The organism is Ancylobacter sp. (assembly GCF_965279025.1).
Lineage (GTDB): Bacteria > Pseudomonadota > Alphaproteobacteria > Rhizobiales > Xanthobacteraceae > Ancylobacter.
Window position 1 is genome coordinate 4,739,828 of the sequence record NZ_OZ257132.1, and the last position, 12,549, is coordinate 4,752,376.

12 protein-coding genes are annotated in these 12,549 nt (G+C 67.8%); 7 read left to right on the forward strand and 5 right to left on the reverse strand.

Going from position 1 to position 12,549, the window contains the following annotated elements:
• Positions 1-51: 51 nt before the first annotated feature.
• The 5 genes from ACQY76_RS22100 to ACQY76_RS22120 form a co-directional block, all read right to left on the reverse strand.
• The gene (locus ACQY76_RS22100) at positions 52-1,065 is read right to left on the reverse strand and encodes an amino acid ABC transporter substrate-binding protein (RefSeq protein ID WP_428030828.1); all 1,014 of its coding nucleotides are present in this window, start codon (positions 1,063-1,065) and stop codon (positions 52-54) included.
• A gap of 81 nt (positions 1,066-1,146) precedes the next feature.
• On the reverse strand, positions 1,147-1,779 hold the full coding sequence (locus tag ACQY76_RS22105; protein ID WP_428030829.1) for a L,D-transpeptidase: 633 nt from the start codon (positions 1,777-1,779) through the stop codon (positions 1,147-1,149).
• A gap of 169 nt (positions 1,780-1,948) precedes the next feature.
• Positions 1,949-3,268, reverse strand: coding sequence for a xylose isomerase (xylA, locus tag ACQY76_RS22110; protein ID WP_428030830.1), 1,320 nt, complete (start codon positions 3,266-3,268; stop codon positions 1,949-1,951).
• On the reverse strand, positions 3,265-4,722 hold the full coding sequence (xylB, locus tag ACQY76_RS22115) for a xylulokinase (RefSeq protein WP_428030831.1): 1,458 nt from the start codon (positions 4,720-4,722) through the stop codon (positions 3,265-3,267). Before xylB ends, xylA begins: the two co-directional genes overlap by 4 nt.
• Before the next feature lie 35 nt (positions 4,723-4,757).
• A complete protein-coding gene (locus ACQY76_RS22120; RefSeq protein WP_428030832.1) occupies positions 4,758-5,795 on the reverse strand; it encodes a LacI family DNA-binding transcriptional regulator in 1,038 nt (345 codons plus the stop codon).
• Between the two features lie 329 nt (positions 5,796-6,124).
• Here ACQY76_RS22120 and xylF point away from each other — a divergent pair, with 329 nt between their 5' ends.
• From xylF to ACQY76_RS22155, 7 genes are all read left to right on the forward strand, one after another.
• Complete coding sequence (xylF, locus tag ACQY76_RS22125; protein WP_428033082.1) at positions 6,125-7,120, forward strand: D-xylose ABC transporter substrate-binding protein; 996 nt, start codon at positions 6,125-6,127, stop codon at positions 7,118-7,120.
• A gap of 89 nt (positions 7,121-7,209) precedes the next feature.
• Positions 7,210-8,544 (forward strand): sugar ABC transporter permease, encoded by a 1,335-nt coding sequence (locus ACQY76_RS22130; protein WP_428030833.1) that lies wholly within the window; start codon positions 7,210-7,212, stop codon positions 8,542-8,544.
• A gap of 10 nt (positions 8,545-8,554) precedes the next feature.
• Positions 8,555-9,376 (forward strand): ATP-binding cassette domain-containing protein, encoded by an 822-nt coding sequence (locus ACQY76_RS22135; RefSeq protein WP_428030834.1) that lies wholly within the window; start codon positions 8,555-8,557, stop codon positions 9,374-9,376.
• 92 nt (positions 9,377-9,468) lie between these two features.
• A complete protein-coding gene (locus tag ACQY76_RS22140; RefSeq protein WP_428030835.1) occupies positions 9,469-9,882 on the forward strand; it encodes a hypothetical protein in 414 nt (137 codons plus the stop codon).
• Positions 9,883-9,964: 82 nt separating this feature from the next.
• A complete protein-coding gene (locus ACQY76_RS22145) occupies positions 9,965-10,522 on the forward strand; it encodes a copper chaperone PCu(A)C (protein WP_428030836.1) in 558 nt (185 codons plus the stop codon).
• A 117-nt stretch (positions 10,523-10,639) separates the two neighbouring features.
• Positions 10,640-12,007, forward strand: a complete 1,368-nt coding sequence (locus tag ACQY76_RS22150) for a PepSY-associated TM helix domain-containing protein (protein WP_428030837.1) — start codon at positions 10,640-10,642, stop codon at positions 12,005-12,007.
• Between the two features lie 73 nt (positions 12,008-12,080).
• Complete coding sequence (locus ACQY76_RS22155; protein WP_428030838.1) at positions 12,081-12,512, forward strand: winged helix-turn-helix domain-containing protein; 432 nt, start codon at positions 12,081-12,083, stop codon at positions 12,510-12,512.
• Positions 12,513-12,549 lie beyond the last annotated feature (37 nt).

Genomic DNA, 12,549 nt, shown 5'->3' on the forward strand with positions numbered 1-12,549 from the left:
TGGATGGCCGGGTCAAGCCGGGCCATGACGATCATCGGTGGTCTACGCGCCTCAGCGGATCGGCGGCGCGTACTGGATGCCGCCGGCGCTCCACAGCTGGTTGATGCCGCGCGGAATGCCCAGCGGCGACTGCGCCCCGACATTGCGCTCGAACACCTCGCCGTAATTGCCGACGCTCTTCACGATGCGGGTCGCCCAGTCCTTGGTCAGGCCGAGCTTCTCGCCATAGGCGCCGTCGGAGCCGACGAAGCGCTTCACGTCCGGCTTGTCGGACTGCATCGCCTGATCGAGCGTCGCCGTGCCGATGCCGAGCTCCTCGGCGTTCACCAGCGCGTAATAGCTCCACTTCACCACGTTGAGCCAGTTGTCGTCGCCCTGCCGCACCACTGGGCCGAGCGGCTCCTTGGAGATCACGTCGGGCAGCACGACATGGTCGGCCGGCTTGGAGAGCTTGAGGCGCAGGGCATAGAGCTGCGACACGTCGGTGGTGAGCACGTCGCACTTGCCGTCGGCATAGGCCTTCACGACCTCGTCGACGGTCGGCAGCTGGATCAGCTCCAGCTCCATCTTGTTCTGCCGGAAGTAATCCGTGGCGTTCAGCACGCTGGTGGTGCCGCTCTGGGTGCAGACCTTGGAGCCGCCGAGTTCGAGCGCGCCCATCACGCTCTTGGCCGCCGGCACCATGAAGCCCTGGCCGTCATAATAGGAGACCGCCGCGAACAGCAGGCCGAGATCGGCCTCGCGCTGCATGGTCCAGGTTGAATTGCGCGAGAGCAGGTCGACGTCGCCCTTCTGCAGCGCCGGGAAACGCGCATCGGCCGAAAGCGGCACATACTCGACCTTCGACGCATCGTCGAAGATCGCCGCCGCCACCGCCTTGCAGAGATCGACGTCGAAGCCGGCCCACTGCCCCTTGTCGTCCTTGGCCGAGAAGCCGGCGAGGCCCTGGCTGACGCCGCACTTCAGCGTGCCGCGCGCCTTCACGTCCGAAAGCGTGTTTGCCTGGGCGACGCCCGCCGTGAGAAGAACGCCGGCGGCGGCCAGCGCGGTTGCGATTTTGTTCATGTATCCCCCAGATCCGATCGAAAGCCCGTGGCGCTCAACGCGCAAACCGACCAGATCGAGCCGATCCGATCGGTGCGTGCGCTAGAGTTCCGGCGCCTGACGGATGACCACCTTCGTCCCCACCGGGACACGATTATAGAGATCCTGCACGTCGGAATTGACGAGGCGGAAGCAGCCTGACGAGATCGCCATGCCGATGGTGTTCGGCATGTTGGTACCATGGATGCGGTAGACGGTGGAGCCGAGATACAGCGCGGCAGCGCCCATCGGGTTGCCCGGCCCGCCGGCCATGAAGCGCGGCAGATAGGGCTGGCGCTGGATCATTTCCGGCGGCGGGGTCCAGTCCGGCCATTCCGACTTGCGGCTGACCTTCTGCATCCCGGCCCACTGGAAGCCGTCGCGGCCGACGCCGATGCCATAGCGCAGCGCCCGGTTGTCGCCGAGCACCAGATACAGGAACCGCTCATTGGTGTGGACGATGATGGTGCCCGGCGGCTCGTTGGTGCGGAAATACACCGGCTGCCGGCGGAAAGCCGGGTCGAGCTGCTCTTCGTCGGCCGAAGGCACGTAGCCGGGCTTTTCCGGCACGTCGACGATCTGGTTGCCCATGCCGGCGGCCGGCCGCATCTGGGCCTCGGCGGTGGCAAGGGGGAGCGCGAAGGTCGCGGCCAGCGCCGCTGCCATCAGGCCGGCTCCCATCATACGAACACGCATATCGTCACTTCCCCTCTGAAGGCGTGGCGCGCCAAGGCGGGCCGCCGAGTCACGGGTCGCTCCCTAGCATGGATCGAACGAGGGAAATGACGTCAAGTCAATCACAGTGTGATGAAATCTGCGCCGGCGGACCTAGGAGGCTCCGGCCGGCGCAGAGGATTTTTTGGCGCTAGCGCAGATAGGTGCTGACCAGAGCCTCCAGCCGCTCCTGCCGCCCGGAACGCGGCTGCGGGTCCAGCCCTTCCTTCGCGGCGCGGGCGGCGATGGCGTCCAGCGAGCTGTCGGCCGCGAGCATCGCCTTGTTGGCGGGCGCGTCCCAGCCGGCATAACGCTCGTCGACCGCCTTCTGCAGCGCGCCGTCCTCGATCATGTCGGCGGCGATCAGCAGGGCGCGCGCGCACACATCCATCGCGCTCGCATGGGCAATCACGAGGTCGTCCGCCTCGATCGACTGGCGCCGCACCTTGGCGTCGAAATTGGTGCCGCCGGTGGTGTAGCCGCCCGCCCGCAGGATCTCGTACATGGCCAGCGCCGTGTCCTCGACATTGGTCGGGAACTGGTCGGTGTCCCAGCCGGACTGGGCGTCGCCCTTGTTCATGTCGATGGAGCCGAAGATGCCGAGCGCCGACGCCATGGCGATCTCGTGCTCAAAGCTGTGGCCGGCCAGCGTGGCGTGGTTCGCCTCGATATTGACCTTCACTTCCTTCTCCAGCCCGGCCCGGCACAACAGGCCGTACACGGTGGAGACGTCGAAATCATACTGGTGCTTGGTCGGCTCCTGCGGCTTCGGCTCGATGAGGATCGTGCCCTTGAAGCCGATCTTGTGCTTGTGCTCGACCACCAGGTTGAGGAAGCGGCCCATCTGGTCGAGTTCGCGCTTCAGATCGGTGTTGAGCAGCGTCTCATAGCCCTCGCGGCCGCCCCACAGCACGTAGTTCTGGCCGCCCAGCTCGTGCGTCACTTCCAGCACGTTCTTCACCTGCGCGGCGGAATAGGCGAACACGTCCGGGTCGGGATTGGTTGCCGCGCCGGACATGAAGCGGCGGTTGGAGAACAGGTTGGCGGTGGCCCAGAGCAGCTTGGTCTTCGAGGTCTCCATCTTCCTGGCGAAGATGTCGGCGATCGCCCGCACATTGGCGTTCGATTCCGCCAGCGTCTTGCCCTCGGGAGCGATGTCGCGGTCATGGAAGGCGAAGAACGGCACATCGAGAATGTCGAACAGCTCGAACGCCACGTCCGCCTTGGCGCGGGCCAGCGCCATCTCATCCGCGCCGTGCATCCACGAGCGCAGGAAGGTCTCGCCGCCGAAGGGGTCGCCGCCCGGCCAGGTGAAGCTGTGCCAATAGGCGACGGCGAAGCGCAAATGGTCTTCCATGCGCTTGCCCAGCACCACCCGGTCCTTGTCGTACCAGTGGTAGGCGAAGGGATCGCGGCTTTCCGGGCCGACATATTTCAGCGGCGCGGTGAAGGAGAAGAAGCGGGTCGTCATGAGTTCACTCCCTTGAGCGCGGGGTACAGCGCCCGGTAGAGCGCGTGTCGTTCGGCATAGGCCCGTTGCAGGGCCGGATCGGGTTCGATGGTTTCGATGCGGCGCGGCGGCAGGCAGATGTCGGCCGGGCTTTCCCCGGTCGCCGCCATGCGGGCGAGCCGCGCGGCGCCGAACGCCCCGCCCCTCTCGCCGTCCTCGACGCGGTTGAGCGGGATGCCCAGCACGCTGGCCAGCACCGCCGTCCAGAAGCGCGAGCGCGAGCCGCCGCCGATGACGTCCGCCTGGGTCAGCCGGGTGCCGGCGGCGGAAAGCGCATCGAGGCAGTCCTTGAAGGCAAAGGAAACGCCCTCGATCACCGCCTGAGTCAGCTCCTCCCGGCCGGTGTCGTGGTCCATGCCGACGAACGAGGCGCGGATCGCGGTGTCGTTATGCGGCGTGCGCTCGCCGGAGAGATAAGGCAGGAAGGTGGCGCGCGAGGGCGCCTTGGGCGCATCCCCCAGCGGTGCCAGCAGCTCGCCCGGCGCCTCCTTCGTCACATTCGCCCACCAGCCCAGCGCCGAGGCGGCGGACAGGATCACCCCCATCTGGTGCCAGGTGGCGGGAACGGCGTGGCAGAAGGCGTGGACGCTGGATTCCGGGTTCGGCGCGTAGCGGTCGGTCGTCGCCCACAGCACGCCCGAGGTGCCGAGCGAGACGAAGGCGTCATTGGCGCCGATCGCCCCGAGGCCTATGGCGCCAGCGGCATTGTCGCCCGCGCCGCCGGCGAGAACCGGGGGATTCTCCATGCCCCAGCGCGCCGCCAGCTCGGGCTTGATGCGCCCGGCCGCCGCGCTGCCCTCGACCAGGCGCGGCATGTTTTCACGCGACATGTCGGTGGCCGCCAGCGCCTCGTCCGACCAGTCGCGCCGGCCGACATCAAGCCATAGCGTGCCGGAGGCGTCCGACATTTCGTCGACCATCTCGCCGGTGAGGCGGAAGCCGACATAGGCCTTGGGCAGCAGCACCTTGGCCATGCGGGCGAACAGGTCCGGCTCGTGCTTGCGCACCCACATCAGCTTGGGGGCGGTGAAGCCGGGAAAGGCGAGATTGCCGGCCACCTGGTGCAGCGCCGGAAAACGCTCTTCCAGTTCGCGGCATTCGGCGGCGGAGCGCCCGTCATTCCACAATATGGCGGGGCGCAGCACCTTGCCAAAGGCATCGAGCAGCACCGCCCCGTGCATCTGGCCGGAAAGGCCGATGCCGCGCACGGCGGACAGCGCCTGCGGCTGCTCGGTCTTCAGCTTGTCGATGCTGGCGAGCGTCGCCTGCCACCAATCCTCGGGGCTCTGTTCGCTGAAGCCGGGCTGCGGACGGGAGATCGCCAGCGGCGTCTCCGCCGTCGCGATGACGCTCTGCGCGTCGTCGACCAGCACCGCCTTGATGGCGGACGTTCCAATATCGAGGCCGAGATACATGCCTCACACCCTTTCGGCAAAACGGAGAGGAAGAGTCACGGCAGGTTGTCCCGCACGAAGATGTCGATGCGGATACGTTCCTGCTCGTTCAGAAGAGGCTCGCCGGCACAATGGGCCAGCAGGACCCGGGCGGCCGAGCGCGACTGGTGCCCGGCATCCTGGTTGATCACCGCATCCATCACCCCGCGCAGCAGGAAGCGCCGCGTGTCGTCGGTGAGGTCGTGGCCGATGAAGATGAGGTCGCCGGCGCGGTTGGCCGCCGAGATCGCTGCCGCGATGCCGCGATTGCCGGCGCCGACATTGTAGAGCCCGATGAGGTCCGGCACGTCGCGCAGCATCCGCGTGACGATGGCCTCGTTGCGCTCGTCCTCGTCGAGGCTCTCGCGCGCCGGCAGCACCTTCAGCGCCGCGTATTCGCCGGCCAGCACCTGGGTGAAGCCGAATTGCCGCTCCGCATGGTCGCGCAGCGCCGGCGTGCCGACGATGAGGCCGATGGAGCCGCGGCGCCCGCCGGCGAAGCGGCCGAGCAGGGTGGCGGCGGTGCGGCCGGCGGCGATGTTGTCGATGCCGACGTAATGCAGCCGGTGCGAGGACGGCACATCCGACACCAGCGTCACCACCGTCACGCCCGAGGCGACGAGGTCGTCTATCGCCGCCCGCACGCGCGGATGATCGAGGGCGACGACCGCGACCCCATCATAATGACCGATCAACCCCTCAAGCGCGGTCGCCAGGGTCTCGGGGGCGAACACGTCGACACGCAGCGTGTCGATATCGGCGTTGTTGGCGGCGAGCCAGCTGGCCGTGTTGGTCACCTGCTCGCCGAGCATGCGCATGAACACGTTGGGGCCGGCCGGCAGCACGAAGCAGAAACGGTAGGTTTCTCCGCGCGCTAGCCGCGCCGCCGCCAGATTGGGGCGGTAGCCCAGGCGCGCCACCGCCAGCTTCACCCGCTCGGCCGTGATGCCGCGCACGCCGGCGCGGCCGTTGAGCACGCGGTCGGCTGTCGCCAGCGAAACGCCGGCCTCGCGGGCGACGTCTTGCAGGGTTATGCGCGAAACACCTCTGGACATGACGTCATGTTGCCCTCAAAATCTGAGGTACGCAACTCAGACCGCGAAGCGTCCCCTAGACCAAATATCGAGGAGCGCCTGGCCTCGCGATTTGCTACCCTGACAGTCAACGTCCACCTCGGACGACGGAACACATCAATGCCGGCATTTGGCTGGCCAACCCCTTGACGGCGATCGGCCCTCGCTGAGGTCCGAACGTCAGGATAACGACCTCGGCATGCGCTCCCCGTCCGGCGCGCTCAGCCGGATGGCAACTGTCTTTTGCACCCCTTTGGGAGGAAAGCATGAATCTGAAACTGACGATTTCCGCCGTAGCGCTCACCACCGTCATGGCGATGGGCGTCGCCCGCGCCCAGCAGCCCGTGGTCGGCGTGAGCTGGTCGAACTTCCAGGAAGAGCGCTGGAAGACCGACGAAGCCGCGATCAAGAAGGCCCTCGCCGCCGCAGGCGCCAAGTACATCTCGGCCGACGCCCAGTCCTCGGCCTCCAAGCAGCTTTCCGACGTCGAGGCGCTGATCGCACAGGGCGCCACCTCGCTCATCATCCTGGCGCAGGATTCCGACGCCATCGCCCCGGCGATCGCCAAGGCGCAGAGCGAAGGCATCCCGGTGGTCGGTTATGACCGGCTGATCGAGAATCCCTATGCCTACTACATCACCTTCGACAACAAAGAAGTCGGCCGCATCCAGGCCGCCGAAGTGATGAAGATCAAGCCGAAGGGCAATTACATCTTCATCAAGGGCTCGGCCGCCGACCCGAACGCGGACTTCCTGTTCTCCGGCCAGATGGAGACCCTGAAGGCCGCCATCGACAAGGGCGACATCAAGAATGTCGGCGAGGCCTATTCCGACAGCTGGCTGCCGGCCAATGCCCAGCGCAATGCCGAGCAGTTCCTGACCGCCAACAACAACAAGGTCGACGCCGTCGTCGCCTCCAATGACGGCACGGCCGGCGGCGCCATCGCCGCGCTGTCCGCCCAGGGTCTCGCCGGCTCGGTGCCGGTGTCCGGCCAGGATGCCGACTTCGCGGCGCTGAACCGCATCGCGCTCGGCACCCAAACCGTGTCGGTGTGGAAGGATTCGCGCGAACTCGGCAAGCGCGCGGCGGAAATCGCCCTCGATCTCGCCAAGGGCACGGATCCCAAGGCGGTGAAGGGCACCACGACCTTCACCGATGGCCCGAAGAAGGTGCCGATGAACTCGACCTTCCTCACCCCGGTGCCGATCACCAAGGACAATCTGAACGTGATCATCGAAGCCGGCTGGGTGCCGAAGGCCACCGTCTGCCAGGGCGTGAAGCCCGGCGCGGTCAAGGCGTGCGATTGATCCGGTAGCCACTGCGCGGCGGGACAAACCCCGCCGCCAGCCCACGCGACACCGCGCGCACCAACGCGCGCGGCGGGGAGAGGACGCTCATGACCGACACCACGACCACCCGCACGCCGATCCCTGCGGCGCGGCCGCAAGGCACGCCATCTTCCGCCCCCGCCGCCGCGCCCACCTCCTTCGTGGGCGCCTTGGAAATCGACGTCCGCTTCCTCGGCATGCTCGGCGCCCTCGCGGTCATCTGGGTGGTGTTCGACTTCCTCGCCGACGGCACCTTCCTGACGCCGCGCAACCTCTGGAACCTGTCGGTCCAGAGCTCGTCCATTGCCGTCATGTCCACCGGCATGGTGCTGGTGATCGTGATGCGCCACATCGACCTGTCGGTCGGCTCGATCCTCGGCGTCACCGGCATGATCATGGCGGTGTTCCAGGTCACCTATCTGCTGCCGACCTTCGGCTTCAACCACCCGGCGGTGATCGTCCTCACCCTCGCCGCCGGCATCGCCATCGGGGCCGCCATCGGCGCGCTGCATGGCTTCGTCATCGCCTATCTCGGCGTGCCGGCCTTCATCGTCACGCTGGGCGGCCTGCTGGTGTGGCGCGGCGCCGCCTGGGCGGTGGCCGAAGGCAAGACGATCCCGCTCGTCGACGATAATTTCAAGCTGCTCGGCGGCGGCGCCAATGGCTCGATCGGCGCGACGTGGAGCTGGGTGATCGCCGCCATCGCCTGCCTCGCCATTGCCTTCGCCGCCGTGCAGGCCCGCCGGCAGCGCCAGCGCTTCCACTTTCCGCTGAAGCCGATCTGGGCCGAGTTCGTTCTGGTGGTCGCCGGGTGCCTCGCCGTCGTCGGCGCCACGCTGGTGGTCAATGCCTACACCTTGCCCCCCGTGCTCGCCCGCCGCTACGCCGAGGCCGCCGGCATCACCGTGCCGCCGGAAGGCATCGCGATCAGCTTCGGCTACGCGATCCCGGTGCTTTTGGCGCTGGCGGTCGGCATCGTGATGACCTTTGTCACCACCCGCACCCGCTTCGGCCGCTATGTCTTCGCCATCGGCGGCAATCCGGAAGCTGCCGATCTCGCCGGCATCAACACCAAGCGGGTGACGCTGGCGGTGTTCGCGCTGATGGGCGCGCTCGCCGCCATCGGCGCCGCCATTTCCACCGCCCGCCTCAACTCGGCGACCAATGCGCAGGGCACGCTGGACGAGCTCTATGTCATCGCCGCGGCGGTTATCGGCGGCACCTCGCTGTCGGGCGGCGCGGGCACCATTGCCGGCGCCATGGTCGGCGCATTGGTGATGCAGAGCCTGCAGTCGGGCATGGTGCTGATGCGCGTCGACACGCCGTACCAGAACATCGTGGTCGGCATCGTTCTGGTCTTCGCCGTGTGGATCGACACGGTCTACCGCAAGCGGATCAAGTGAGGAGCGCGACATGAACGCCATCACGTCCCCCGTCGCCGCCCCGGGCGCCTCGCACATCGACGGCACGCCGGCCGTGCAGATGCGCGACATCTGCATTTCCTTCGGCGGCATCCGCGCCGTCGACGACGTCTCGGTCGACCTTTATCCCGGCGAGGTCGTCGCCCTGCTCGGCCATAACGGTGCCGGCAAGTCGACGCTGATCAAGATCCTCGCCGGTGCCTACAAGCCGGATGCCGGCGAGATCCGCATCAACGGCGACAAGGCCGACATCGCCAACCCGCGCGATGCCAAGCGCTACGGAATCGAGACGATCTACCAGACGCTGGCGCTGGCCGACAATGTGGACGCCGCCGCCAACCTCTTCCTCGGCCGCGAGTTGATGACCCCGTGGGGCACGCTCGACGACGTCGCCATGGAGGCGGCGACGCGCGAGGTGATGGGCCGGCTCAACCCGAACTTCCGCAAGTTCAAGGAGCCGGTGCGCGGCCTTTCCGGCGGCCAGCGCCAGTCGGTCGCCATCGCCCGCGCCATCCATTTCAACGCCAAGATCCTGATCATGGACGAGCCCACCGCCGCGCTCGGCCCGCAGGAAACGGCGCAGGTGGCCGAGCTGATCAAGCAGCTGAAGGCCGAGGGCATCGCCATCTTCCTCATCAGCCACGACATTCACGACGTGTTCGACCTCGCCGACCGGGTCAGCGTCATGAAGAACGGCAAGCTGGTGGGCACTGCCCGCACCTCCGACGTCACCAAGGACGAGGTGCTGGGCATGATCATCCTGGGCAAGAGCCCGCCCGGCGCGCTCGCCGGCCCCGGCGCCGCCACGGACTGATCACCCGGCCGACCAGCCACGCGGGGCAGCGGCGGCGTGCCGCTGTTCCCGGCTCTCCGCGCCTGTGTTATAGCGCGATTAAGGGAGCTGCTGTGTCCGCCACCGCCTTGATGACCGAGGAAGCTCGCCCGGCCGGCGCTACGCTGCGCCGGTTGGCGCTGGTGCTCGCGGTCGCCTATGTGCTGGTGCTGCAGGCACTGCTGGGCGGTATTGCCAGCGGCGCCCACGCGGCCGGCGCCGTCGCCGTGGATGCCTTCGGCCAAACCCTCTGCCTCGGCTCGCATGCCGACCCCGCCGCCCCCGGCGATCCGGCCCGCCATACCCCCGATTGCTGCACCACCGGCTGCCAGACCGCGCCCGGCGCCGCTCTGCCCCCGCCGGTGGCGGCAGCGACGGCTCTGCCCGTCTCCCGGCTTCAAAGCCGCGAGACGCCGCCGCACGCCTCCCGCCTCGCCCCCGCGGCCGAGCGCTCCACCCGCCACGCTCGCGCCCCTCCCCTCGCCTGACGCCTGCGCCTTTCCGCAATCGTCAGTCGAAACGCCGGCCACGCTGCTCCAGCGTCCTGCCGGCACCCCGGGAGAAACTCACATGATCCGCTCCATCCTGCGCCGCGCGCTGCGCCGCACCGAGGACCGCGTCGGCTTCGTCATCGTCGCCGCCGCTCTCGGCCTCTTCGCCATCCAGCCGGCCTTCGCCCATGAGTACAAGATCGGCCAGCTCGAAATCGCGCACCCCTGGGCGCGCATGACGCCGGCTGGCGCCAAGGTCGGCGGCGGCTATCTCGCCATCGAGAACGAGGGCAAGGAATCGGACCGCCTCGTCGCCGTCACCGCCGAGGTCGCGGGCCGCGTCGAGATCCACGAAATGTCCGTGAAGGATGGGGTCATGACCATGCGCATGCTCCCGGACGGGGTGGAAATTCCTGCCGACAGCACGGTCAAGCTGGCGCCGGGTGGATTCCACCTGATGCTGATGGACCTCAAGCAGCCGCTGAAGGAAGGCGAGAGCTTCAAGGGCACGCTCACCTTCGCCAAGGCCGGCACGGTGGATGTCAGCTTCAAGATCGAGGGCATGGGCGGCCCGAAGGGCGCCGCTAATGCTGGGCCTGACGCCCACAGCCACGACCACGGCACCCCCGCCAACTGATCGCGGCGGACGGATCTCCGCCAACTCATCGCCCCCGCTGCGCGTCTTGAGGCCGGCCGTCCCGCGTGACGACCCGTCTCGGCGCGTGCTGTCGCCCTCCTTTTCCGGACCTTTCCGATGAACGCCACAACTTTGTCTCCCGACCGGGAGCGCCCTTCCGAAGAGCGCGCCGCCAATCTCTACCGCGCCGTGTGGCGCTGGCATTTCTATGCCGGCCTGCTGGTGCTGCCGTTCCTGATCCTGCTGTCGGTCACCGGCGGGCTCTATCTCTTCCGCGAAGGCATCGACAATCTCTGGCACCACCAGCTCAAGGTGGTGGAAGCCCGCGCCACCCCGCTCAATGCGCCCAGCGCCTGGATCGATGCCGCGCTCGCTTCGCGGCCGGGCACGGCGCTGAAATTCATCGCGCCGGTGGAGCCCACCGCCTCGGCCGAAGTGGTGATCAAGACCGCCGATGGCGAGCGCCGCTCGATCTATGTCGACCCCTATGATTCCCGCGTGCTCGGCGAATTACCCGATCGCGGCACCATCATGTGGCTGATGCGCCGGCTGCACAGCCTTGCCGAATTCGGCACCGTCGCCAATGGCATCATCGAGATCGTCGGCGGCTGGTCGATCCTGCTGGTCGCCACCGGCTTCTATCTCTGGTGGCCGCGCAAGCAGGCGGGCGGCGTGGTGAGCGTGCGGGGCACACCGCGCAAGCGAATCTTCTGGCGCGATGTGCACGCCGTGACCGGCGCCTTTGCCGGCATCGTCATCGCCTTCATGTCGCTGTCGGGCATGCCATGGTCGCTGGTGTGGGGCGAGAAGGTCAATGAGTGGGCGAACAGCTCCAATTACGGCTACCCCTCCGGCCTCTATGTGAACGTGCCGATGTCGGACGAGCATCTCGCCCACGCCAACGGCCCCACCACCTGGTCGCTGGAACAGGCAAAGATGCCGGAATCGACGCCGGTCGCGAGCGCACCCATCACGGTGGACCAGGCGGCGGCCATCGTCGAGAAACTCGGCGTAGCGCCCGGCTATACGCTCAGCCTGCCAGGCGGGGCCACCGGCGTCTATTCCGCCAGCGTCTACCCCGACGAACTCGCCAAGCAGCGGGTGGTGCATCTCGACCAGTACACCGGCGCGCCGCTGATCGACCTCTCCTATGCCGATTACGGCCCGGCGGCCAAGGCGATGGAATGGGGCATCAATTTTCACATGGGACAGGAGTTCGGCCTGGCCAACCAGCTCTTCCTGCTGGCCGTCTGCCTCGCCATCATCCTCATGGCGGTGTCGGCCGGGGTGATGTGGTGGAAGCGCCGCCCGGCCGGCTCGCTCGGCATCCCGCCCGCGCCCACCAGCGCGGGGGTCATGTGGGGGCTGATCGCCATCATGGCGGTGGTTGGCGTCATCTTCCCACTGGTGGGGGCGTCGCTGGTGGTGATGGTACTGCTCGACCTCGCCATTGGCCGCCGCCGGCCGAAGCTGCGCACAGCCTGAGGCTACGGGCTGCCCGACGGGTTCCAGCCGCGCGCCTCTTCCCTTAGCTTAGCAGGTGGGGCAAGAGGCGCGCATGGTACGCAAGAAGATCGAGGATGCGGACGAGCCGGCTGCCCGCAACCCGCGCGACGGGCTGTTCATCCGCGTCTATTTCGGCGACGGCCGCCATCTCGGCCCGGGCATGATCGATCTGCTGGAGACCATCCGCACCGAGCGCTCCATTCTGGCAGCCGCCCGCGCGATGAATATGAGCTACCGCCGCGCCTGGCTGCTGGTCGACGAGATCGGTCGCACCTTCCGACAGCCGGTGGTGCAAACCCACCCCGGCCGGCGCGGCCACGGCACCGACCTCACCCCGTTCGGCGCGCGGCTGATCGCGCTCTATCGCGACATTGAGCGGACGAGCGCCGAGGTCACCCTCAGCGCGACGCAGGAAATCCGCGCCGCCCTGGCGCCACTGGAAGAGCCAGCGAACGTGCCGGCCGACCCACCGTCGGAGGGGTAGCGCGGAACCGTCGGGCCCCGGCGGGATTATCGGTAGG